The organism is Streptomyces saintjeani, from assembly GCF_055409605.1.
This window is the reverse complement of the sequence record NZ_CP189624.1, coordinates 4786551-4809819: the sequence shown is the minus strand read 5'-3', so window position 1 is coordinate 4809819 and position 23269 is coordinate 4786551. Positions and strand designations below refer to the sequence as shown.

The following is a 23269-nucleotide window of genomic DNA, read 5'->3' as shown; positions in this document are numbered from 1 at the left end:
TCAACGGTAGTCCTGCGCGGGGGTTGGCAACAGCGGAACGGGCGCTGGATATGGGGGAGTTCGTCGCGTCAGCGGGGTGGGGGGCCGCTCTTCGCGAGTGCCCAGGTCAATGCGGTCGCTGTCGTGGGGAGGATCGCGAGGTACATGGACGTCAGCTGGTGCCTGCGGCGGGCGTTCGTGGGGGCAGCTTCTCGTGGTGCTCGCAGGGGGTGGGGCCTGCGGGGGCGCGGAAGGTTCGGGGGTGGTCCCGGGCAGCAGCAAGCGCCCGGCCTCGACATGGTGTGGTCCCCGCGCGTGCGGGGGTGGTCCCGTCGGCTCCCCGCACGCCCACATCAGCGCCCTGTGGTCCCCGCGCGTGCGGGGCTGTTCCCCCTCACCCCGCCAACCCCACCGCGTACTCCCCCCGCCCCGGCCCGCCCCGACACGCCCCGTCCGACTCCCCCGGTCTCTTGATCCACAGGTACGCGTCCGCATCCGGCGGCGGGCGTACGTCAGGACCGTCCGCGTCGTGTGGAAGTTGGAGACGTTCGGCGAGAAGCCGTCCGCCCGTGGCAGGCCCGCCTGGGTCAACGCGTTTGCCGGCCAGGGCAAGTCGGTGATCCAGCCTGGGTGGCCGGCGTCCAGGTAGACCCGGGTGTGAGGGTGGGACTTGAGGCGGGCTACCGCGTACGAGAGGAGTCCCAGGCGTTCCTTCAGGCTTGCCGCCTCGCAGCCGCCCAGCGCTTGGGGCATCGCGTCCGGCTCCAGGATCACCCAAGCACCCCGGTCGCCGAGGCCCTCCGCGAAGGAGTCGATGTACGTCCGGTAGTCGGCCGCGTCGGCCAGTCGACCGGCCTCGCGGAACGCGGTCACCTGGCGGGCCGGCACCGTATCAGGGTCGGTCCAGAACTCCGCCCCCGCAGGGGATGAAGGCGCGGATGCCGATCCCAGCAACAACCCCGCCGCACACAACAACCCCCGTTTCCTCAGTCACACACCATCGTCTCCCCACGCACCGGCTCGTACGCCCCGAACTCGGGCACCTCAGAAGGCCGTTGAAGAGAAGAAGCCGGTGTCAACGCCCGGTCCTCCCGCAGCCGGGCGAACACCTCGTCCGCCCGCGCCCGGTCCCACACCAGCGTCGACCCCACCTCCGGGACGTCCTCGAACCCCCCGATGGGAACCGTCGCGAACTCGGTGGCGGACGGCGCGAGCCGTACCAGCACCCGCGCCAGGGACACCAACTCGGCGTCCTTGAAGCCCTGGTCGACGGTGACGGGGCCGAGCAGCGTACGGCTGAGCCGGAGCATGTCCACGGGGTTGGCCTGGAGCCGCCTCAACACACCGACCAGGAACCGCTGTTGGCGCTGGACGCGACCGATGTCGGCGGCGCCGTCGAACTTGCGGGAGCGGACGTACTGGAGAGAACGCCCACCGTCGAGACGATGGGTCCCCGGCGTCAGCTCCAGTTTCGTACCGGGGTCGTTCATCCCCCGAGCCGTACAGACATCGACCCCGCCCACCGCGTTCACGGAGTCCACGAACCGCCGGAAGTCGACCTGGAGATACCGGTCCACCGGCACCCCGGTCATCTCCTCGACGGTACGGACGGACAACGCCGCCCCGCCCTCCCGGAACGCGGCGTTGATCTTCGCGTCATGATCGGGCACCCACTCCCCGGACCCGGCGTCCCGGTGCGCGGGGATCCGCGCGAGGGAGTCGCGGGGCAGGCTCAGGACGCTGACCCGGTCCTGCCGGGCGGAGATGTGGACGAGCATGAGGGTGTCCGTGCAGTGACACGCCTCCCCGCTCGCGTGGAACTTCCTCAACTCCTCACGTGTAAGCGTCCGTTCGTCGATGCCCATGAGCAGGACGGTCGTACCGGGCCCGCCGGCGGAACGCTCCGCGCCGAACGCCGCCACCCGGGAAACCGGCAGCGCGCCCGCCCCGTCCACCGCCAGGCCGCCGACCAGCAGAGCCCCGGCCAGAGCCGCCGTGACCGCCCGCCTCATCGCCCGGCCCTCCATCCACGCCGACGCCGCATCCACATGGCAAGACACAGCAGGAACCCGAGACCGACCGACACGACCGCGGCCACTCCCCACCCGGGCGACACCCCACGCCCGCCCCCGGTATCGGGCAGTTGACCGTGCCCCCTGAACACGGCGGACGCGTTGCACTCGGCGGCGGCAGACCCGGCGGGGCAGTTGCTGGCCCCGGGCCCGCCCACGACGGGTACGTCCACGACGGTCCCCGGCGGCACATGCGCCCGCCCGTACGTCACGGAGAAGGTGATCCGAACGGGATGCGAGCAGTCACCCGGCGCGGTCCCGGTCCAGCTGACGGCCGAACTCCCGTACCGGACAGTCCCGTTGGAGGCGGCGGCATCCCCGTTGTACGTCGCGTACTTGAGGACCTGGGCCAGGCTGGCGGAGGCGGTGGCCCCGGCGTACGGCGCCCCGGTGGCACTGCACACGGTGACCGTGTACGTCACCTTGTCCCCGGGCCGGGGATGCGCGTTGTCGGACGTGATCCGCACGTTCAGCTTCCCGGCGCTCGCCCGCACCCGGAAGTCCTCGACCTGCCCGGCACCGCCGTACCCGTACGGCTGGGGGTCGGCGGGCAGGGCCCGTTGGGCGGGCACGGTGCGCAGGTGACCACCGACCCGGACGAGGGACTCCCCCGGAGGTACGTCGGGACTACGCCCGGCCGGCACCTGAGCCCCGTACAACCGCAGGCGTAGGTACGTAGTACCGGCCTTGGCGAAGGAGGCGTCGGCCCAGTCCAGCACGGTCGACCGCGCCCCGGCGGGAATGGTCCGGAGAATCCGTTCCCCCTGGTCGAACCGCCCGTTGAAGTCGTAGTCGAGCCAGGCGGCGAGCAGCGTGGCCGTACCGGTCGTGTTGGTGAGATCGACGGTGGTGGAGTACCCCGTACCACCGGTGTACGCGGCAGGCAGTACCCGAGGACCACGCCCGCCCTCGTCGAGCCGCGCACTCCCGGGATGCCCGTCGATGTCCGGGAACGACCCCTTGCCGAGGTACAGACCGGGCACGATCGCGTGGTACGGCCCACCGGAGGACGCCAAGGTCCGGTACGAGTCCGGCGCCTCACCCCACTCGTACTGAGGCGTGTCGACCGTCGCCCCGCACCCCGGCGGATACGTACCGTCGGCGGTGTTGCCGTAGCACGAGGTGTTGGCGCTGGCGTCGGTCACTTCGTTGACGACCTTACGGGCACCGGCAGTCGGCACGGCGTTGGCCATGTACGTGTACGTCACGGTCACCGAGGCTCCCGCGGCGACATCCCCGACCCACGTGTACGCAAGCCCGGAACCCGGCGTAAGGGTCCCCGAATCCGCGCTCGGCGCCTTCACCGCCCGCTTGTTGAGCAGCGCGGCCCCCCGCACGACCCGGTCCGTGAACGTCGCCCCGGGATAGTCGGCGGCACTGTCGTTCGTGACGACGACCTTGAAGTTCAGCAGATCACCCGGCAGCACATCAGAAGCGTCGACGCTCTTCACGATCTTCAGACGCGGTACGACGCCGCTGGTGCCGCTGCCCGAGGAGCAGGCCGCATTCGTGGACCCGGCAGGGCAGTTGGTGCCGGGCACCCCGGAGACGACCGTGTTCGTGAGCTTGCCGTCGCCCCGGTCCATGGCATCGACGGTGACCGAGTAGGTGACGGTGACCGTCGATCCGCCGGGAACGTCGCCGCTCCACTTCAGCACCGGCTCGGCGTACGACACCGAACCGGAGGAGGCCGCCGCGTCACCCCCGTACACCGCGTCGTCCAGCACCCCGCTGAGGTCGTCGCTCCAGGACGCTCCCGGGTAGTCGGAGGCCGTCGGATTCTCGACGGTCACCTTGTACTCGACCTTCGCCCCCGGCAACACGACGGGCGTGGTCCGCGACTTGGTGAACTTCAGGGTCGGAACAGGACTGGAGGTCGTGGAACAACCGGAGTTGGCGGCGGCCGAGCAGTTGTTGCCCGGTGAGGCCGAGGTGATCGCGTTGGTGAGGACGCCGTCGCCGAGCTGGGCGGGGTCGGACTTCACCTTGACGGTGTAGGTGACGGTGACCGTCCCGCCGACGGGGACGTCACCGGTCCAGCTCAACCGAGGCGAGTCGTAACTCACCTTGCCGGACGAGGCGTTGGCGTCGTCGCCGTACACCGCGTCGTCGAGGACACCGGTCAGGTCGTCGGACCAGACCGCGCCCGTGTACTCGACCGACCCCGTGTTCTGGACGGTCACCGTGTACGTGACGTCCTGGCCCGGGAGGGGGTGGTTCGTCGAGGCGGTCTTGGTGAGGGAGAACTGGGGGACGCCGAGGGTCGAGGAGCAGTCCGAATTGGCAGTACCGGAGGGGCAGTTGGTGTCGGACGTCGAAGTGACCGTGTTCTTCAAGGGGTTGGTCGACGTCGTCGGGTTGTTGAGGGTCACCGAGTAGGTCGTGGTGACGGTCTCGCCGACGGCCACATCACCGGTCCAGGTCAACACGGGCGCGGCATAGGACACCGACCCCTCGCCGGCCACCGCGTCGTCGCCGTACACCGCGTCGGACAGCAGCGCGCTGAGGTCGTCGGACCAACTCGCCCCGGTGTACAGGGCCGTTCCGGTGTTCTGCGCGGTGATCCTGTACGTCACCTTCGAGCCCGGCGTCGCGGTCCCCGAGCTGACCGTCTTCTTCAGCTTCAGCTGGGGGATGCCGTCCCCGGGCTCGTCACCGGTGGAGCAGGCCGGATCCCGCTTGCCCGCCTGGCAGTTGGAGCCAGCCGGACCGGTGACCGCGTTCGTCAGCTTGCCGTCACCCTTGAGCGGGTTGTCGACGGTGACGGAGTAGGTGACGGTCACCGACGCGCCCGCCGCGAGGTCGCCGGACCACTTCACGACCGGCGCCGCGTACGACACCGAACCGGCCGAGGCCGCCGCGTCGTCGCCGTACGCCGCGTCGTCCAGGACCCCGGTCAGGTCGTCGGACCACGAGGCGCCCGCGTAGGTGGCCGTGCCCGTGTTCGTGACGGTCACCGTGTACGAGACCGTCGTCCCCGGCGTCGGACGGTTCGTGGAGGCCGTCTTGGCGATCTCCAGCGAGGGGATTCCGGCGGGGGGCGGTGCGCAGGCCGGGTCCGTGGAGCCGACCGCGCAGTTCGAACCGGGCGGGCCCACAACGGAGTTGGTGAGGTGCTGGTCGCCGGTGTCGGGGTCCTTGAGGGTGACCGTGTAGGTGATGGTCGCCTTGGCCTGCGCAGCGAGGTCACCGGTCCAGGTCAGCTTCGGGGCGGCGTACGTCACGCTGCCGGTCGTCGCCGAGGCGTCGCCGTACACCGCGTCGTCCAGGACGCCCGTCAGGTCGTCGGTGAACGTGGCGTCCGGGTAGGTGCCGGTGCCGGTGTTCTCGACGGTGACCGTGTACGTCATCTTGCCGCCGGGGAGGGCGACTTGGGGGCTGTACGTCTTGGCGATCCGCAGGGCGCCGACGCTGTTCGAGGTCGAGCAGTCGGCGTCCGTGGAGCCCGCCTCGCAGTTGGAGCCCTGGGGGCCGGTGAGGGCGTTCTTCAGGGTGCCGTCGCCGCTCACCGGGTAGTTGACGGTGACGGAGTAGGTGATGGTCGCGGAGGCGCCCGCCGCGAGATCGCCGGTCCAAGTGAGCTTCGGCGCCGCGTAGTTCACCGCACCGGAAGACGCCGCCGCGTCGTTGTCGTACACCGCGTCGTCCAGCACCCCGCTCAGGTCGTCCGACCACACCGCGCCCTGGTAGGCCGCGCTGCCGGTGTTCTGGACGGTCACCGTGTACGTCGTCCTGCCGCCCGCGACCGGGCTGGCCGGGGAGGACTTCTTCGTGAGGTGCAGCTCGGGCAGGCCGTCGATGGCGGCCGAGCAGCGGTTGTCGGTCGAACCCTTCTTGCAGTTCGAACCGGCCGGTCCCTCGACGGAGTTGAGGATCGTGTCGTTGCCGGTCCTGGGGTTGTTGAGCTTCAGCACGTAGGTGACGGTCTCGGTCGCGCCCGCCGCCACCGTGCCCGTCCAGGTCAGCTTCGGGGACGCGTACGCCACCGAACCGGCCGTCGCCGTCGTGGTGTTGAGCCACGTCGCGCTGTCCAGGACGTCGGAGAGGTCGTCCGTGAAGGTCGCGCCGGTGTAGGCGGCCGTGCCCGTGTTCTGGACGGTGACCGTGTAGGTGATCGTGTCGCCGGGGAGGGGGGTGCCCGGCGAGACGGTCTTGGTGAGGGTCAGCGACGGGATGCCGTACGGGCCCGCCGTGCACGCCGAATCCGTCGAACCGGAACCGCAGTTGGCGCCCGGCGAGGTCGAGACCAGGGTGTTCTTGAGGGTCTGGTCGCCGGTGTCGGGGTCGTCGAGGGTGATGGTGTAGGTGGTGGTCGCGGAGGCGCCCGCCGCGAGGTCGCCGGTCCAGGTGAGCTTCGGTGCGGAGTAGTTGACGCTGCCCGTCGAAGCCGCCGCGTCACCGCCGTACGCCGCGTCGTCGAGGACGCCGCTCAGGTCGTCCGACCAGGTGGCCCCGTCGTAGGCGGCCGTCCCCGTGTTCGTGACCGTGACCGTGTACGTCACCTTGTCACCGGGCTTGGGTGCCGTGTTGGACGAGGTCTTCTTCATGGTCAACTCGCGGACCAGCACCGGCGATTGGTCACCGCACGCGGAATTCGCCGTCCCCGTGGGGCAGTTGGTGTCCGTGGTCGAGACGACCTTGTTGACCAGCTTCTTGTCGCCGGCGAGCGGGTTGGCGAGCTTGACGGAGTAGGTGGTGGTCGCGGAAGCGCCGGCCGCGAGGTCGCCGGTCCAAGTGAGCTTCGGCGCCGCGTACTTCACGTCACCGGAAGAGGCCGAGGCGTCGTCCGCGTACGTCCCGTCGTCGATCAGCTCGGACAGGTCGTCCGACCAGGTCGCGTCGGTGTAGGCGGCGGCACCCGTGTTCTCCGCGACGACCGTGTAGGTGACCGTCTGCCCGGCCGCCGGGTTGGACGGCGAGGACGTCTTGGTCAGCTTGAGCTGGGGTACGGAGCTGGTCGTCGTACAGGGCTGGCAGACCGAACCGGCAGGCCCGGTAACGGAGTTCACCAGTTTCTTGTCCCCGGTGTCGGGGGTGTCGACCGTGACGGAGTACGTCGTCGTCGCGGACGCGCCCGCCGCCAGATCGCCGGTCCACTTCACGACGGGCGAGGCGTACGACACCGAACCGGCCGTCGCTGTCGCGTCGTTGCCGTACACCGCGTCGTCCAGAACCCCGGTCAGGTCGTCGGACCAGGTCGCCCCGGTGTACACCGCCGTCCCCGTGTTCTTCGCGACGACCGTGTACGTCACCGTCGTGCCCGGCTTCGGGTTGGCCTCCGACACCGTCTTGTTCAGGGTGAGTTGGGGAATCCCGTCGCCGGTCCTGTCGCCGGTCGAGCACTCGGGCGCCTTGCTGCCGGCCTGGCAGTTGGAACCGGCGGGGCCGGTGACCGCGTTGGCGAGCTTGCCGTTGCCGGAGAGGGGGGACTTGACGGTGACGGAGTAGGTGACGGTCGCGGAGGCGCCCGCCGCCAGGTCGCCGGTCCAACTCAGCTTCGGCGCCGCGTACTTCACGTCACCGGAAGAGGCCGAGGCGTCGTCCCCGTACGTCGCGTCGTCCACGACGTCCGTGAGGTCGTCCGACCAGGACGCGCCCCGGTAGGCGGCCGTCCCCGTGTTCTCGACGACCACCTTGTACGTGACCTTCGATCCCGGTGTGGGCCGGTTCTCGGACGCCGTCTTGGTGATCGACAGGGTCGGGACGCCCGCCGGGGTCGGTGTGCAGGCCGGGTCGGTCGAACCGGCCGCGCAGTTGGAGCCCTTGGGGCCGACGACGGCGTTGCCGAGCTTCTTGTCGCCGGTGTCGGGGTCGTTGACGGTGACGGTGTAGGTGGTGGTCGCGGAGGCGCCCGCCGCCAGGTCACCGGTCCAAGTCAGCTTCGGCGCCGCGTAGTGGACGCTGCCCGCCGAAGCCGCCGCGTCGTCGCCGTACGTCGCGTCGTCCAGGACCCCGGTCAGGTCGTCGGTCCACGAGGCGCCGGGGTAGGTGCCGGTGCCGGTGTTCTCGACGGTCACCGTGTACGTCAGCTTCGAGCCCGGGGTCGCCGTGTCCGGCGTGTAGGTCTTGCTGAGCTTGAGGACGCCGACGCCGCTGGAGGTCGAACAGGCCGTGCATTCCGTGCCGTTGGGGCCGGTGACCGCGTTCTTCAAGGCGAGGTCGCCGGTGTCGGGGGCGTTGACGGTGGCGGAGTAGGTGGTGGTCGCGGAGGCGCCCGCCGCGAGATCGCCGGTCCACTTCACGACCGGCGCCGCGTACGACACCACACCCGAAGACGCCACCGCGTCACCGCCGTACGTCGCGTCGTCGAGGACGCCGCTCAGGTCGTCCGACCACGTCGCCCCGCTGTACACCGCCGTCCCCGTGTTCTTCGCGACGACCGTGTACGTGACCGTCGTCCCCGGCACCGGGTTCGCCGGGCTCGACGTCTTGGTCAGCGTGAGCTGTGGAATCCCGTCGCCGGGATCCTCACCGGTCGAGCACTCCGAACTCTGCTTGCCCGACTGGCAGTTGGACCCGGCGGGCCCGGTGACCGCGTTGGCCAGCTTGCCGTTCCCGGCGAGCGGGGCCTTGACCGTGACGGAGTAGGTGACGGTCGCGGAGGCACCGGCCGCGAGATCGCCGGTCCACTTCACGACCGGCGCCGCGTACGACACCGCACCCGAAGACGCCGCCGCGTCGTTGCCGTACGTCGCGTCGTCGATGACGTCCGTGAGGTCGTCCGACCACGAGGCGCCCGTATAGGCGGCCGTCCCCGCGTTCGACACGGTCACCGTGTACGTCACCTTCGACCCCGGCGTGGGCCGGTTGCTGGACGCCGTCTTGCTGATCGCCAGCGTCGGTACCCCGGCGGGCGTCGGCGCGCAAGCCGGGTCCACCGAACCAGCGGCACAGTTGGACCCCGCCGGACCGGTCACCGCGTTCGCGAGCTTCTTGTCACCGGTGTCCGGGTCGTTCACGGTGACGCTGTAGGTGACGGTCGCCTTCTCCCCGGCGGCCAGGTCGCCGCGCCAAGTCAGCTTCGGGGCCTCGTACTTGATCGAGCCCCCGTCCGTCGAGGCGTCGTCGTTGTAGACCGCGTCATCGAGGACGCCGGTCAGGTCGTCGTACCCGGAGGCGCCCAGGTAGGTCCCGGTGCCGGTGTTCTCGACGGTCACCGTGTACGTGATCACCGACCCCGGCGTCGCGACCTGCGGGCTGTAGCTCTTGGCGATCTTCAGTACGCCGATCCCGCTGGACGCCGAGCAGTCGTCGTCCGTCAAACTGGTGGAACAGTTGGAACCCTGCGGCCCCGCCACGGAGTTGGTGAGTTTCTGGTCGCCGGTGACGGGCGCGTTGACGCTCACGCTGTAGGTGACCGTCGCCGACGCACCCGCCGGGAGATCGCCGGACCACTTCACGACCGGCGCCGCGTACGACACCGAACCGGCCGAGGCCGAGGCGTCGTTCCCGTACACCGCGTCGTCCAGCACCGCGCTCAGGTCGTCGGACCAAGTCGCCCCGTTGTAAGCGGCGTTGCCGGTGTTCTCGACGGCCACCGTGTATGTGACCCGCTGCCCGGCGACCGGGTTCGCCGGGGACTGCGTCTTGGTGATGTGCAGCTCGGGCAGACCGCCGACGTCGCTGGAGCAGCGGTTGTCGGTGGAACCCTGCTTGCAGTTCGAACCGGCCGGTCCGACAACGGTGTTGACCATCGTGCCGTCGCCGGTGCGGGGGTCGTTGAGCTTGAGCTGGTAGGTGACCGTCTGCGTGGTCCCGGCGGGGACGGTGCCGGTCCAGCGCACAACTGGCGCTGTGTAGCCGACCGTTCCCGTGCTCGCCGTCGTCCGGTTCGCCCACGTCCCCTCGTCCAGGACCCCGGTCAGGTCGTCGCTGAAGCTCGCGCCCGGGTAGTCGGTCGCGCCGCTGTTCACCAGCTTGATCGTGTAGGTGAGGGTGTCGCCGGGGAGCGGGTGCTCGGGGGATACCGCCTTGGAGAGAATCAGCGAGGGGATGCCGTACGGGCCCGCCGTACACGCCGGATCGGTGCTGTCCGCCTGGCAGTTGGAGCCGTCGGAGGTCGAGACGAGCGTGTTCCTGATGACCTGGTCGCCCTCGTCGGGGTCGGCGAGGGTGACGGTGTAGGTGACCGTCGCGGTGGCGCCCACGGCGAGGTCGCCGGTCCAGGTGAGCTTCGGAGAGGCGTACGACACCGAACCGGAAGTGGCTGAGGCGTCCCCGTTGTACGTCCCGTCGTCGAGCACGTTGACCAGGGTGTCGGACCAGGTGGCGCCCGGGTACGCGGCCGTCCCCGTGTTCTCCACGGTCACCGTGTACGTGATCGTGTCGCCGGGCTTCGGCGCCGTGTTGGACGCCGCCTTCTTCATGGTCAACTCACGGACGGTGACCGGCGTTTGGTCACCACAGGCCGAACTCGTCGATCCGGAGGCGCAGTTGGTGTCCGTGGTCGACACGACCTTGTTGACCAGCCGCTTGTTGCCGGAGAGCGGGTTGGCGAGCTTCACGGAGTAGGTGGTGGTCGCCTTGTCGCCGGGGTCGAGGTCGCCGGTCCACCGCACGACCGGCGCCGCGTACGACACCTCACCGGAAGAAGCCGCCGCATCGCCCGCGTACGTCCCGTCGTCGATCAGGTCGGACAGGTCGTCGGACCAGGTCGCCCCGCTGTACACAGCCGCCCCGGTGTTCTCCGCGACCACCGTGTACGTGACCGTCTGCCCCGCCGCCGGGTTGGCCGGCGAGGACGTCTTCGTCAGCTTGAGCTGCGGTACGGAACTGGTCGTCGTACAGGGATCGCAGGTCGAACCGGCGGGCCCGGTAACGGAGTTGGTGAGCTTCTTGTCCCCGGCGTCAGGGTTGTCCACCGTCACGGAGTAGGTGACCGTCGCGGTCGCCCCCGCCGCCAGATCGCCGGTCCACCGCACGACCGGCGCCGCGTACGACACCGTCCCGGAGGACGCCGAGGCGTCACCCCCGTACGCGGCGTCGTCCAGAACCCCGGTCAGGTCGTCCGACCACGAGGCCCCGGTGTACGTCACCGACCCCGTGTTCGTCGCGGTGACCGTGTACGTCACCTTCGACCCCGGCTTCGGATGCGCGCTGGACACGGACTTCGAGATCTTCAGCCCGGCCACACCGTTGGTCGTCGTACACGCCGAGCAATCCGCGTCCGTGCTGGACGTGACCTGGTTGACCAGCCTGTTGTTCCCGGCATCCGGCGAGCCCACGGTCACCGAGTACGTGATCGTCGCCGACGCCCCCGCCGCGAGGTTCCCGCTCCAGCTCAACTTCGGTGCCACGTACGACATGGACCCGGCCGACGCCGTGGCGTCACCGCCGTACGTCGCGTCGTCGAGGACGTCGGTCAGATCATCCGACCACTGCGCACCTCTATAGGTGGCCGTCCCCGGATTCCGCACCGTCACCGTGTACGTGACCTTCTGCCCCGGATGTACCGTCCCGCCCGCGTCACTGGCCTTGCTGATCGCGAGCCGGGGAATGCCACCCCCGTTGTCGTCGGAACAGGCCGAATCGGTGGACCCGGCAGCGCAGTTGGTGCCCGGCGCCGTGACCACGTTCTTCAGCACCTGGTTCCCGCCGGGCGGATTCCCCACGGTCACCTGATACGTCACGCGTACGGTCGCCCCCGCCGCGACGGCCCCGGTCCACGTCAGCTTCTTCGCCCCGGAGTCGTAGCTCCCCGTGCCACCGGCCGGAGTTGACGTGATCGACCCCGCCACGAACGACGCGTCGTCCACCACGTCGCTCAAGTCGTCGGTGTACGTGAACGAACTCGCGTCCCCGGTACCGCTGTTCTTCAACGTGATCGTGTAGGTCACCGTCTGCCCGGCCTTGGCGGGAGCCGGCGCCGAGGTCTTCGACACCTGCACGCTGGGCCCGTTGGTCACCACCGACGACGTGCACGAGGGCGAACACCCGGCGTCCGTCGACCCCGAACCCGGCGTCACCGTCGCCGAGTTGGTCTGGTTCCCGGACGTGGAGGCGGGCACCGTCCCACTGATCGTGTACGTGATCGTCCCACCCGGCGCGACGCTCGGCCTGTCGGAGATGTTCCCGCTCCCGGAACCGGCCCCGCACGAACTCCCGTTCGTGGCCGCGCAGTTCCACCCGAAGCCGGCGAACCCGGCGGGCAGCGTGTCCGTCACGGTCGGCAGCGCGGTCGACGGCCCCGCGTTCCTCACGGTCACCGTGTACGAGAAGGTCTCACCGGGCTGGTACGAGGTGGAGGACCCGGTCTTGGACACGGTCAGCCCCGTCTTGACCGCTGTGACCTGCGGAGACGCGGGTGGAGACGTGTTGTTCCCCGGCGTCTGGTCGGGCGTGGTCGAGGTCGAGGTGGCCGTGTTGGCGACGTCGGACCCGTTCCCGGTGTAGGTGGACGCGAGCCGCACGGTGATCGTGAACGTCTGGCTCGCCCCGTTCGCGAGCGACGCGATCTGCGGACAGGTGACGTTCTGACCGGCGGCCGTACAGCCGGACGCCGAGGAGACAAAGGTCAGTTGGGACGGAAGCGTGTCCGTGACGGCGACCGCCGCAGCGGCCGACGGTCCGTTGTTCGTGACCTTGATGTCGTACTGGAACGTCTCCCCCGGCGCGATCGGCGTCCCCGTGGCCGTCTTCGTCGTCGCCACGTCGGCGGCGATCGGCGTGACGGTCGCCGACGCGCAGTTCCCCGAACAGGGCGTCGGATCGGTCGAGTCGGACGTCGCCTGCGTGACCGTGTTGGTCTGAGCCGTCGTACTGCTCACCCTGGCCGTGATCCTCAGCGTGACGCTCTTGCCCGCCCCGACGGTCCCGGGCCTCCAAACTCCCCCGGAATACGCCCCGTTGGAGTCGTCGCTCACATAGGTGAGCCCGCTCGGCAGCTGATCGCTCACCTGCACGTTCGCCGCGTCGCTGGGCCCGTTGTTGGTGACGGTGACCGTGAAGACCGTGTTCTCGCCGTAGTTGACGTTCGTCGGGCTCGCGGTCTTGGTGACGGCCAGATCACTGACCCCGCCGGTCGTCCGTACCACCACGTCAGCGGCGTTGTTGCCGGTCACGTTGTCGTTGGGCCCGCTGACGACGATCCCGCCGGTCTGGGTGAGCGTGCTGTTGGGCGCCGCGCTCGGCGAGACGAGCACGCTGACCGGCAGGTTCAGCGAGGACCCGGCGTCCAGCGAGGCGACCGTACAAGTCACCACCGTCCCCGCCGAGTTGGCCGTGCACCCCGACGGCTGCGTCCCCGAGGCCGTCACCCCCGTCGGCAGCGTGACCGTCACCGTGACGTTCCCGGCCGCGTCGGCGGGCCCGTTGTTCTTCACGACGACCGGGATCGTCGTCGTCCGCCCCGGCGCGACCGTCCCGCCCGGACCGCTCGGCGTCACGTCGTAGTCGGACTGCGCGACGATCGGCGGCGGCCCCGAAGTCGCCGTGTTGTTGGCCGAGTTGGGGTCGGTCGTGTCGGAAGCGACGGTCGCCGTGTTCCCGATGTCGGAGCCGGTCCCCTTGTACGAGGACGCGAGCTTGACGGTGATCGTCCAGGACTGGGTGGCACCGGGCGCGAGCGAGGCGACGGGACCGCAGGTGACACTCTGCCCGGACGCCGTGCAGCCCGAACCGGACTGGAACGTCACGTTGTTGGGCAGCGTGTCGGTCATCCGCACGTTCGTCGCGGTGGACGGGCCGTTGTTCGTGCCGGTCAGCGTGTACGTGTACGTCTGGCCCGGCGACACGTTCGCCGTGCTCGCCGTCTTCGTCGCGGCGAGGTCGGCGCGGGGTGCCGCCGGGGTCGTCGCCGTCGCGGAGCAACTCGCCCCGCAGGTCGTGTCGTTGACGCCGGTCGGCGGGGTGACGGTCGCCGTGTTGGTGAGGGCGGCGGTCGCGGAGGGGGAGGTGGTGCCGGTCACCGTGTAGGTGGCCGTGCCGTTCGCCGCGAGGGTCGCCGTCGTGTTCAGGGTGTTGCCGGTGCCCGAACTCGCGCCGCAGGAGCTGCCGTTGGATGCCGTACAGGTCCAGGTGGTGCCGGTCAGGCCCGCCGGGATCGTGTCCGTGATCCTCGCGTTCGTCGCCGGGGCCGGGCCCGCGTTGGCGACGGTGATCGTGTAGGTGACGGGGTTGCCGGGGACGTACGGATTCGGCGAAGCCGTCTTCGTCACGCTCAACTTGGTCTGGGTCACCCACTGGATGACGACGGCGCCGTTGCCGCCGCTCCGGGAGTCGGAGCCGCCCACCCCGACGCCCGCCGGGTACTGCGCCGAGCCCGTACCGGCCGCCGCGCCGCCCTGGTTGTTGGCGGTCGGGCTGGAGCCGTTGGCCGTCGAGACGCCCGTGATCCCGGCGCCGCCGATGTAGCCGGAACCGCCGCCGCCGGGGCCGTTGGGGTTCAGGGTCGGTGCGCTCGGCTGGCAGGCGCCGCCGCCACCACCGAAGTAACCGCCGCCGCCACCGCCGCCGCCCTCGCCGCCACGGGTGGGCAGGGTGTTGTAGCCGTTGCCGCCGAACCACTGGCGGCCCGCCGTGTTACTGGTCGCCCCGCACTGGCTGCCGTACGCGCCGGCCGTGCCGCCCGCGGTCTGCGTGCCGCCCTGGCCCGAGGTGTTGCGGTTGCCGTCGCCGCCGCCGCTCACGCCACCGCCGCCGCCCGGTTTCGGGTTCTGCGTGTCCGCTCCCGGCGAGGCGCCGCCGCCACCGCCCGCGATCAGCAAGGGAGTCGAGAAACTCGCGCCGCTCCACAGGGCGGACATGCCGCCGCCGCTCGCGCCGACCGCGCCGGGGGTGAAGGGGGAGGCGCCGCCCGCGCCGCCGCCGCCGTACGTCGTCGCCGTCGAGTTGACGTTGCCGCCCTGGCCGGCCATCACCGTGAAGCTCTGGCCTGCGGTGACCGCGAGGGTGCCGGTCGTGTAGCCGCCGCCCGCGCCGCCGACCTGGCCGGTGTAGTACGCGGCGTTGTCGCCGCCGCCGCCCGCGCCCCACAGCTGAACGTTCAGACTGCTGACGCCCGTTGGGACGGAGAAGGTCTGGTCGGCGCCGGTGTAGCTGAGGAGGGTGCAGTTCGTGAAACCGGGGGAGGGGGTGCAGGCGGAGGCTCGGCGGGAGGTCTGGTGGGGGGTGGCGACGCGGGGGGCGTCGAGGTTGGGGTGACCGGCCTTCACGCCGGGCTTCTTGGCCTCAACGGCCTTGTCGCGGGGCTTCTTTGAGGGCGCACCCTCCTCGCCGGGCTCCTTTGCAGGGTCGCCCTGCTCACCGGGCTCGTCCCTCACCGACCCGAACGGGCCCGCCAGCACCAGCCCCTCCGGCGCACCCTCCGACACGGTCAGCTCGATCGTCCGTACCGCCCGCGTGAACACCAGGTCCGCGCCGTGCTCCCGCCGGTCGAACCGGTTGTCCCGCCGGGCCCCCTCCGCGAACACCCCGTCCGCCCCGTCCCCGAGCACACTGACCCACGCGGGCCGGGCCTCGGGAAGCGTGAAGGTCACGGTGTAGGGCCGACCGCGAGGCGCGGCAGGCAGCTCGATCCCCCGCGCACCGTCCCGCCCGGCGACCTCCCGAGACAGCTCGACCGTCCGCCAACGGGGGTTGGGGGAGGGGGCTTTGGGGTCGTCGGACGTCCCGGACGCGGCGGACTTCCCAGAAGCGGCGGACGACCTCGGCGCAGCGGACGCCTCCGGCGCGGCAGAGGCTGCGGCAGAGGTTTTCGGCTCGACCGAGCCCTCCGGCACGACCGACGCCTTCGCCGCTTCCCGCCGCGCGCCGGACTCCTCCGTACGGGGCTGCTCCGGCGTACGCGGTTGAGGCTCCGTACCGGGCTCGGGTTCCGTACGGGATTGAGGCGCCGTACGAGACTCAGGCGCCGTACGAGGTTGAGGCGCCGTACGAGGTTGGTCCCCCCGCTCCTCGCCCGCACCCTCCTGCGCCCCCTCCCCCGGCGTAAACCTCACCCGATACCCGCCCCCATCACTCAGCGAGTCCCCCAGCACCCCCGCCTCACCCGGCCACTCCGCCAACAACCGCGCGCCCCCGCCCCCCAGCGCATCCCGGACCCCCGTCGGTTCACCCAGCGCAGGCGCCGCCCCGATCCCGAGAAACAGCACGACGAGGGCCGCGAGGGTGCGGCCCGGCCAGCGGGTGATCTTCTCGTACATCGGGTTCCCTGCCTGTGGTCACGTGACGACACGTCAGCAGGAGGGGTATGCACAGAATCTAAGCGTATTGATCATGTAGGTCCGATTAATCCCCCGTCCGGCCTCAGTGATCACCGTGTCGCCCGAGCCGCCACCACCCCCGGGTCTTGACTCCGACCATGCCGACCCCCCACCGCACGCTGGCCTGCCTGTCCCTCTTCCTCCTCGCGGCGACGGCCTGCACCCCGGCGCCGCACGAGCACCGGTCCGACGCGAAGCCCTTCACCGCCGCCCCCTTCGAGCAGACGCTCGGCAAGGACTGGCGCCTGACGTACCGCGACATGCCGGGCACCGACCGCCGCATGGGCACCGGCGCGGGGCGGAAGTCCCTGCGCATCGGCGTGGTGGAGACGAAGTCGACCACCGACACCCTCACGTCCCTGGCCTGCCAGGCGTTCGGCAAGGACGTGGAGGAGGCGACCCGCTTCCTCCTGTCCTGCGCCGAAGCGGCAACCGGCGCCCCCGCCCCCGTACGCACCTGGCTCACCACCCACATCGACCGCCCCAGCACGGGCCCGGGCCACGCCACCGAAAACGGCCCCCTCGACTACCACCTCGGCATCAACCGCACCCAGGCGGTACGGGTCCTGTACATCAGCCGACGCGGTTGACCGGACGCCGGGGGTGCCAGCGGTGGAGGCCCGGCGACCAGGGGCAGCCTCTCCCTGCCGGAAGGCACCGTAGAGGCGATCCGTACCCGCGTCGGCAAGCGGGAGTTCTCCGCGTTCGTCGCCGCAGTCGTCGAGCGGGAGTTGCGCGGACAGAAACTGGACGAGTACCTGGCGGACTACGAGAGCCGTAGAGGCCCGATCTCCGAGCAGGCTCGCCGGCACGCGCGACAGGTGTTCGCCGAGGACCCCCAGCGACCCGCCGCGAACTGGGTCACGAGGGGACGCTCGTCCTGACAACGAGGGCGATCGCGGAGGCGCGTTCCCGTGGCATGGAGGTCGTGATCTGCGCACTCACCATCATCGAGGCCGTCCACGCACGCACGAACAGGGCCCGCCCTGAACTGGGTGCTGTCCGGCCTGCGCGCCGTCCCGGTGGGTGACGAGGAGGCGGAGTTGAAGGCGCGGGTGCGGGTGCCGGAGGCGGTGGTGTGGGGGCTCGGTGAGCGGGCCGAGGGCTGGGGTACACCGTACGGATCGCCCGACGGAGACGTACACCGCGGCGGGTGCCGTGGACGCCGGTTCCGGGAAGCTCACCCGGCGTCCAGGGTCGTAGCGTCCCCGTCAGGCCCCGCTCAGGCGCCCGTCGGGAACTCCGTGAACGGTGCGCCCGGGTACGAGTACGGGTAGTCGATCCCCATGGAGGCCAGCTCGGCGGCGTACAGCCGTTCACTCTGGCGTCGGCGCTCCTCCTGCCACCACGCCGCTTCCGCTTCCGCCTGGGCCAGGGCCCGGTGGCGCAGAATCTCGGCGGCCTCGGCCTTGGAGGGGCTGCTCCAGGGGCGTGACCAGGGGCTTTCGGGGATGACGGGGGTGGGGGGCATGGCGGCGGTGAAGTGGTCCGCGCTGTGTCGTCCGGGACGGCGACGGGGGATGAGGATACGCAGGGCGCTCAGAAGGGCGCGCACGATAAAATCGCGCATAGGTCGATCAGCTCCTTCAGCTCAAGCTGGTTCGGCTTAGCCCCGTCGGATCGTTTGGCGCGATCCCTCGGGGCGTTTTTTGTGTTGGTCACAGACGGTAGGGCCAACTCACACAAGCGAGGAAGAGGATTCCGATCATTCACTCTTTCGGGTGAACTTCCTCAAGGGGCACACCAGTTACGGCACCCTCCACTACAGTCCCGCGCGCAGAACCCTCATCCCCAACGACGGTCTCCGACGACGACCTCATCCGTGCGGTGCAGGACTTCGGGGGGGCAGCAGCAACTGCGGATCGGCCACGTTCTCTCTCCGTGTTCAGGGGTCACAACTCCCGAGGCAGTCCCCACTTCTCCGGGTTCTCGATCAGGTCCTGGAGCAACGCGTCGGACGTCGGGTCGGTCACCTCCCACGCGTGGACGAGGGGGTGCCCGTCGTACAGCCCGCACGCGTCGCCCTCCTCGTGCGACGCCGGGCACCACCGCAGCACGGTGAACCTGAACTCCTCCTCCCCCCACAGGAACCACTGCCCCTCGTCGAGCGCGAACCCGTCCCAGAGGAAGTCCGCGTGGTCCCCCTCGTGCCCCTCGGCCAGCTCGCAGCAGACGTACCCGTCCGCGAACTCGGCGTGGTCGTACGGCTCTTCGCGGTTGGCCTTGAGCAAGGCCAACACGTCCCGCACGGGCAGAAGCTTCACGGCGGTGCACTGCAACATGGCGCCCTCACAAGTCAGTTGAGAGATTCTCCGTACGACGGTGTGGCGGCCCGCGGCTCCCTGCGCGGCACCCTCCACTCGACCAGCCGCTCCGCGACGAACGTCGGACTCACCCGGAACTCCCGGGCCAGCGCCGCCGCCGACACCCCCTCCCGATACCGCGCCTCAACACTGTCCCGCGCTGCCACGAACTCCGCGCGCGCTTCGCGAACTTCTTCACTGGTACGGCGCCTCGCGCGCCCCCGGAAGACCCGCGCGCCCGCCCTCCGATAGAGCAGCGCGTCGACCAACCCCCGCCGCGCCTCGCCCCATTCGTCGAAGCGCCGCCCCAACCACCCGGCGCTGACCCCGTACTCCTCCGCGAGCCGGCTGAGCGGGATGCCCTCCCGGTACCGCCGGACCACCAACTCCCTTTCCGCCAGCACCCGTTCCCTCACAGCACCTCCCCCCGACTGCGCGCGTTGACCTTCCCGACCTGTGCCCGTAAGCGCTGCTCGGCGTTCAACGCGCGTACGTCGCCCGGCTCCACCTCCCACTCCACCCCGCCCTTCACGGGCCGCAACAACCACCGTCCCGCCCACGTGCCCCTGAACTCCCCCACCAACTCCCGTACGGAATCCAGGTACAAGGTCCCGATCTCCGGTACGGGCGGCGGCACTTCGGGCTCTGGTTCAGCACTTTTTCCGGACACGACCGCTCCTCTCCGTAACACGTCCACTACCGTGAGCCTCAGAGTGACCGAGCGGCCGGGAACCCTTCAACTGACCCGGCCGGATTGGAAGGACGGTGGACCAGCCGTTGAACCGGAAGAAACTCGATCCCGACAGTTCGCCCGAGGCGGCGTTCGGCGCGCTTCTCCGTGAAGAACGCGAGAAGCAGGGCCTGACGCAGGAGGAACTCGCCTTCCGTACGAATTTCTCCAGCTCCCACATCTCGGCGGTCGAGACGGCTCGCAAGAAGCCAACTCTTCCGCTAGCCAGAAGCGTTGACGTAGCTCTGAGGACCGGAGACATGTTCGAGCGCAAGTGGCGGAAGATGAAGAAAGGAGGGTTGCTGGAGGGGTTCCAGCAGTTCCTGGGCGACGAGGCGAGAGCGGTCGAGATCCGCCTGTACGAGGTGGGGGTCATCCCCGGACTGCTCCAGGCACCCGAGTACGCAGAGGTCTCCGCGCGAAGCGCCATGCAGCGCGGAGCGATCACGAGCACGCAGATGGACGAGCGGATAGCTCTCATCGCAGAACGCCAACGCACGCTGACCCGCACGCCTGTGCCGCAGATCTTCGCGGTGCTGGACGAGAGCTGTCTTCGTCGGCCCATGGGCGATCCCTCTGTCATGAAGGCCCAGTTGGACCGCCTGCTGGAGTTCGCGGAGCTGCCGAACACCCACCTCCAGATCGCCCCGTTCGACATGGGTGAGCGCCGACCGGTCAGCCTGCCGATCACCCTGGTGACACTGCCTGACCGCACGGTCGTGGCGTACGCCGAATCCGCGCTGAAGGGCCATGTCGAGCGCGACATCACCTTCGTCACACCCCTGCTGACGGCCTACTATCAGCTACAGGCCGAAGCGCTTTCCCAGGCGGATTCCGTGGCCATGATCAGAGAGTTGCGAAAGGGCACCCCGTGAACACCGAAGCTCCCCGTTGGTTCACCTCCTCGTACAGCGAGAACGGCGGCCAGTGCGTCGAGGTCGCCATCAACCTCGCCGCGTCCCACGGCACGGTCCCGCTCCGCGACTCGAAGAACCAGGCGGGTCCTGCCCTGAACGTCCGCGCGGAAGCCTTCGCCACCTTCCTCTCCGCCCTCAACTCCCCGGAGTTCGGCGGAATCTGACCTGTCGGAGCCCCATGCGACCACGCAGCATGGGGCTCCATGACCCTTACACCACTGACCTGGCGAAAGTCCTCGTACAGCGACAACGGCGGCCAATGCGTCGAGGTAGCCACCTCCGCCTGGCGCACCTCCTCCTACAGCAGCAACGGAGGCGCCTGCGTCCAAGTCGCCACCTGGCACAAATCCACGCACAGCGACAACGGCGGCGCCTGCGTAGAAATCTCCCCCACCCCCACCACCACCCTCATCCGCGACTCCAAATCCCTCCCCAACGCCCCCACCCTCCACATCCCCACCCCCGCCTTCACCGCCTTCCTCGCCTCCCTCTAAGACACCCCCTCGGGCCCCCGGCAGACGAGGATGCCTCCCAGGCAGTTGATGCGAAACGAGCCCTCCGCCTCGATGACCGCCTCGACCCGCTCTCGCGCACGCTCGACCGTCTCCCGGAACGGAACGCCCGCCTGGTCCGCCCAGGCTTCGTAGGAGGCCAGGTACGCGACGACCGGTTCAGCCTCGGTCACCTCGATCACCCCGGGGAGAGGGATCGCACGAAGGTCACCGAAGACCTGGCCGAGAACCGCCGGAGCGTCCTCCAGAGTGAAGCGGGCGGAGAGCAGCACTCGGCCCGGTCCCTCCTCGACGCCGAGCACATCACCTGCGGCCCGGCGCCAGAGCTGCTCCAGTTCCCGCTTGTCGGTACGGCTGTTGGTGGAGACGACCGCGACACCGCCGGGCGCGAGGACGCGGCCCAACTCCCGTACCGCGCGGGCCTGATCCTCGACGTGGTACAGCATGTGCAGCGCCAGAACCGCACCGAGGGCCCCATCGGCGACGGGCAGTCGCTGAACGTCCGCGACGACGGCCCCGGGGACGGCGCTGAGGATTCCGGGAGAGACGTCCATGGGAAGCACGGCCAGGTCGGGCCGGTCCCTCCGCACCCGAGCGACGAACTTCCCGTTGCCACACCCGACGTCCGCGACCGCGCCGCGTACGCCGGCCAGTTCGTCCACGACGATGCCCGGAAGATCGTGGCGCGGGGTCTGCCACCGGTACAGGGCCTGACGGGCGGCAAGGTGCTCACCCGTGCCGTACGCCTTGGTGGAGAGAAGGCCGCGGTCGGTGACGGAAGGGTCATGTGCGGGCCGAGCAGTCATCGAGGCTCCGTAGGGTTGTCGGCGAAAGCGGCGCCCCTGCCCTGGACGTCCGCATCAGCCGCGTATCGCGATGCCCAGGGCAAGAGTTCATCGATGTCGACCTCGCCCAGAACCTCGTACGCGTGGGCCTGACCCTAGACCGGCTCGCCGCCGCATACTACGAGCCCAACACCCGGTCGAGATAGGCCTGCACCGGCCCGTAGAACCCGCACGGCACATACTCGGCGACCTCCCCCGCCCCACACCACGCCACCTCGGCCAACTCTTCCCGGTCCGCGACGTACGCCTTCCCCGAGACAACCTCGCAGGCCGTGTACGACATCCGCCGACCCGTCGCAGGATGAACCCGCTCCCCAAGCCCCCGCACCACCTTCACCACCACCCCGGTCTCCTCCCACGTCTCCCGCACAGCCGCCTCCCCCTCCGACTCCCCGGCCTCCACCTCCCCCGCCGGAAACTGCCAGGACAACTCCCCTTCCCGCACCCGCCGCCGGACGAGCAGCACACACCCGTCCTGCACAACGACCGCAGCCGCGATGCCCGGCCGGTCAGCTCCCGTCTCCGACGTCATGGCCGTCAGCCACCGATGGCAGCGGTCACGGCCGAAGGACCCGGGAAATCCTCGGGGAGAGCGTCCATGAGGACTTCGTCCACGGGCTGTCCGAGCCAGTAGCCGGACTTGCGCAGGCGCCCGGACCGGCGGAAACCGGCTTTCTCGTAGGCGGCGATTCCCGCGCGGTTGGGTTCCAGCACCTTGAGCCACACCATGCGCAGCGCGCCCAGGTGGAACGCCCAGTCCAGGGTGAGGCGGGTCGCCTCGGACGCGTAGCCCTTCCCGCGTGCCTCCGGGGCCAGGACGATCACGAATTCGGCGGTCCGCACGAAGGTGTTGACCTGCAACACGGTTACCCCGATGGCCTGTCGGTCCGTCAGCCGTACGACCTCGAACTGCTGGTAGCGGCTGTTCCCGCGCTGCCGTTCCCATCCGGACTCGCGGACTTCCCACGCCTGCGCCCACTGATTGCCGTACCCGAGGATCGTCCGGGCGTCGTTCTCCCAGCGGTGGTACTCGGGCAGCATGTCGCGACGGGGCATGGCCAGTGCGAGGCTCTCGCCGGCCAGGAGGATGTGCAGGTCACTCACGGTGAAACTTCCTTTCGGCCCTGGTCAGGGGGCCGGGGCCGTCGGATGTGCAGGTGGCGGTGTAGAGCGCGGTGTCGTCCGGTTCTTCGACGGGCTTGCCTTCCGCATCGGCGATCCACGCGTGCAGCCGTATCGGGTCGGTGGCCACGCCGTGTCGCCACTCGGCACGGCGCCCCGCCATCGCGAGGAGCACGGCGGCGGCGGTCGACTGCTCCAGGCAGGCCCAGCGCACGGGGACCGGCCGTGAGGCCCAGCGCACCGCGCACACAGCGTAGCGGGCCTGCCACGCCGTCGCGGGCGGCAGGGAACGCCCCGCGCAGGCCAGCCGTACGAGGCGGGAGAACCGTTTGCCGCGAGGTCCGAGTGCCCAGGCCGCCGTGGTGACGAGAACGGCGAGGGCCGCTCCGGCACGCCACCGGACCGGGACGTGCGCCAGGGGCGGCAGGACCGCAGGCACGTCGACGGTTCCCCATGAGGGTGCCGCGTCCTGGAGCCGTACGACCGTCGCACCCATGGATGCCGCAGCCTCGGAGGCGGGACGCAGTTCGGTGTGGCCGGTGTCGTAGTCGATGAGCACGCAGGCGTGAGCGGTAAGCGCGACCACGG

General features: G+C 70.1%; 16 protein-coding genes and 1 pseudogene. 6 read left to right on the top strand and 11 right to left on the bottom strand.

Annotation, left to right across the window (positions count from 1 at the left end; all coding sequences use genetic code 11):
- The 3 genes from ACQCO7_RS21825 to ACQCO7_RS21815 all read right to left on the bottom strand — a co-directional run bounded on the left by ACQCO7_RS21825 (window position 1) and on the right by ACQCO7_RS21815 (window position 16192).
- The gene (locus ACQCO7_RS21825) at window positions 1–852 is read right to left on the bottom strand and encodes a glycoside hydrolase family 6 protein (protein WP_464077262.1); all 852 of its coding nucleotides are present in this window, start codon (window positions 850–852) and stop codon (window positions 1–3) included.
- A gap of 113 nt (window positions 853–965) precedes the next feature.
- A complete protein-coding gene (locus tag ACQCO7_RS21820; protein ID WP_464073424.1) occupies window positions 966–1991 on the bottom strand; it encodes an LCP family protein in 1026 nt (341 codons plus the stop codon).
- A complete protein-coding gene (locus ACQCO7_RS21815; protein ID WP_464073423.1) occupies window positions 1988–16192 on the bottom strand; it encodes a DUF7927 domain-containing protein in 14205 nt (4734 codons plus the stop codon). Before ACQCO7_RS21815 ends, ACQCO7_RS21820 begins: the two co-directional genes overlap by 4 nt.
- A 158-nt stretch (window positions 16193–16350) precedes the next feature.
- On the opposite strand from ACQCO7_RS21815, the gene ACQCO7_RS21810 reads away from it, so the two are divergent.
- The 3 genes and pseudogenes from ACQCO7_RS21810 to ACQCO7_RS21800 form a co-directional block, all read left to right on the top strand.
- Window positions 16351–16842 (top strand): hypothetical protein, encoded by a 492-nt coding sequence (locus ACQCO7_RS21810; protein WP_464073422.1) that lies wholly within the window; start codon window positions 16351–16353, stop codon window positions 16840–16842.
- 54 nt (window positions 16843–16896) lie between these two features.
- On the top strand, window positions 16897–17136 hold the full coding sequence (locus tag ACQCO7_RS21805) for a hypothetical protein (protein ID WP_464077261.1): 240 nt from the start codon (window positions 16897–16899) through the stop codon (window positions 17134–17136).
- 35 nt (window positions 17137–17171) lie between these two features.
- Window positions 17172–17310, top strand: a pseudogene (locus ACQCO7_RS21800) (DNA-binding protein); the annotation flags it as partial.
- 164 nt (window positions 17311–17474) lie between these two features.
- Here ACQCO7_RS21800 and ACQCO7_RS21795 read toward each other — a convergent pair.
- The 4 genes from ACQCO7_RS21795 to ACQCO7_RS21780 form a co-directional block, all read right to left on the bottom strand.
- On the bottom strand, window positions 17475–17822 hold the full coding sequence (locus tag ACQCO7_RS21795; protein WP_464073421.1) for a hypothetical protein: 348 nt from the start codon (window positions 17820–17822) through the stop codon (window positions 17475–17477).
- A 322-nt stretch (window positions 17823–18144) separates the two neighbouring features.
- Entirely contained in the window at window positions 18145–18516 is a 372-nt protein-coding gene (locus tag ACQCO7_RS21790) for a hypothetical protein (protein WP_464073420.1), read from the bottom strand.
- Window positions 18517–18548: 32 nt separating this feature from the next.
- The gene (locus tag ACQCO7_RS21785) at window positions 18549–18971 is read right to left on the bottom strand and encodes a hypothetical protein (protein WP_464073419.1); all 423 of its coding nucleotides are present in this window, start codon (window positions 18969–18971) and stop codon (window positions 18549–18551) included.
- Window positions 18968–19225: a hypothetical protein gene (locus ACQCO7_RS21780; protein ID WP_464073418.1), complete on the bottom strand. Its 258-nt coding sequence runs from the start codon at window positions 19223–19225 to the stop codon at window positions 18968–18970. Before ACQCO7_RS21780 ends, ACQCO7_RS21785 begins: the two co-directional genes overlap by 4 nt.
- A 95-nt stretch (window positions 19226–19320) precedes the next feature.
- Between ACQCO7_RS21780 and ACQCO7_RS21775 the strand changes: the two genes are divergently transcribed.
- Genes ACQCO7_RS21775 through ACQCO7_RS21765 form a run of 3 tightly spaced genes read left to right on the top strand, consistent with a single transcriptional unit; the run spans window position 19321 to window position 20696 of the window.
- Complete coding sequence (locus tag ACQCO7_RS21775; RefSeq protein WP_464073417.1) at window positions 19321–20160, top strand: helix-turn-helix domain-containing protein; 840 nt, start codon at window positions 19321–19323, stop codon at window positions 20158–20160.
- A complete protein-coding gene (locus ACQCO7_RS21770) occupies window positions 20157–20366 on the top strand; it encodes a DUF397 domain-containing protein (RefSeq protein ID WP_464073416.1) in 210 nt (69 codons plus the stop codon). The genes ACQCO7_RS21775 and ACQCO7_RS21770 overlap by 4 nt, the downstream gene beginning before the upstream one ends.
- A 39-nt stretch (window positions 20367–20405) precedes the next feature.
- On the top strand, window positions 20406–20696 hold the full coding sequence (locus ACQCO7_RS21765) for a DUF397 domain-containing protein (protein WP_464073415.1): 291 nt from the start codon (window positions 20406–20408) through the stop codon (window positions 20694–20696).
- Here the strand turns inward: ACQCO7_RS21765 and ACQCO7_RS21760 are convergent.
- The 4 genes from ACQCO7_RS21760 to ACQCO7_RS21745 all read right to left on the bottom strand — a co-directional run bounded on the left by ACQCO7_RS21760 (window position 20693) and on the right by ACQCO7_RS21745 (window position 23267).
- Entirely contained in the window at window positions 20693–21520 is an 828-nt protein-coding gene (locus tag ACQCO7_RS21760) for a class I SAM-dependent methyltransferase (protein WP_464073414.1), read from the bottom strand. The genes ACQCO7_RS21765 and ACQCO7_RS21760 overlap by 4 nt on opposite strands.
- 157 nt (window positions 21521–21677) lie before the next feature.
- Window positions 21678–22091 carry an NUDIX hydrolase gene (locus tag ACQCO7_RS21755; protein ID WP_464073413.1) on the bottom strand — a complete coding sequence of 138 codons (414 nt, stop codon included), beginning with the start codon at window positions 22089–22091 and terminating at the stop codon, window positions 21678–21680.
- A gap of 5 nt (window positions 22092–22096) precedes the next feature.
- On the bottom strand, window positions 22097–22663 hold the full coding sequence (locus tag ACQCO7_RS21750) for a GNAT family N-acetyltransferase (RefSeq protein ID WP_464073412.1): 567 nt from the start codon (window positions 22661–22663) through the stop codon (window positions 22097–22099).
- On the bottom strand, window positions 22656–23267 hold the full coding sequence (locus tag ACQCO7_RS21745) for a lasso peptide biosynthesis B2 protein (RefSeq protein WP_464073411.1): 612 nt from the start codon (window positions 23265–23267) through the stop codon (window positions 22656–22658). Before ACQCO7_RS21745 ends, ACQCO7_RS21750 begins: the two co-directional genes overlap by 8 nt.
- Window positions 23268–23269: the final 2 nt, after the last annotated feature.

Bases quoted from the DNA above. Each gene is read 5' to 3' on its own strand.
- ACQCO7_RS21760 (WP_464073414.1), bottom strand. From the start codon at position 21,520: ATGACTGCTCGGCCCGCACATGACCCTTCCGTCACCGACCGCGGCCTT.
- ACQCO7_RS21820 (WP_464073424.1), bottom strand. From the start codon at position 1,991: ATGAGGCGGGCGGTCACGGCGGCTCTGGCCGGGGCTCTGCTGGTCGGC.
- ACQCO7_RS21795 (WP_464073421.1), bottom strand. From the start codon at position 17,822: ATGCGCGATTTTATCGTGCGCGCCCTTCTGAGCGCCCTGCGTATCCTC.
- ACQCO7_RS21765 (WP_464073415.1), top strand. From the start codon at position 20,406: ATGACCCTTACACCACTGACCTGGCGAAAGTCCTCGTACAGCGACAAC.
- ACQCO7_RS21755 (WP_464073413.1), bottom strand. From the start codon at position 22,091: ATGACGTCGGAGACGGGAGCTGACCGGCCGGGCATCGCGGCTGCGGTC.
- ACQCO7_RS21810 (WP_464073422.1), top strand. From the start codon at position 16,351: ATGCCGACCCCCCACCGCACGCTGGCCTGCCTGTCCCTCTTCCTCCTC.
- ACQCO7_RS21815 (WP_464073423.1), bottom strand. From the start codon at position 16,192: ATGTACGAGAAGATCACCCGCTGGCCGGGCCGCACCCTCGCGGCCCTC.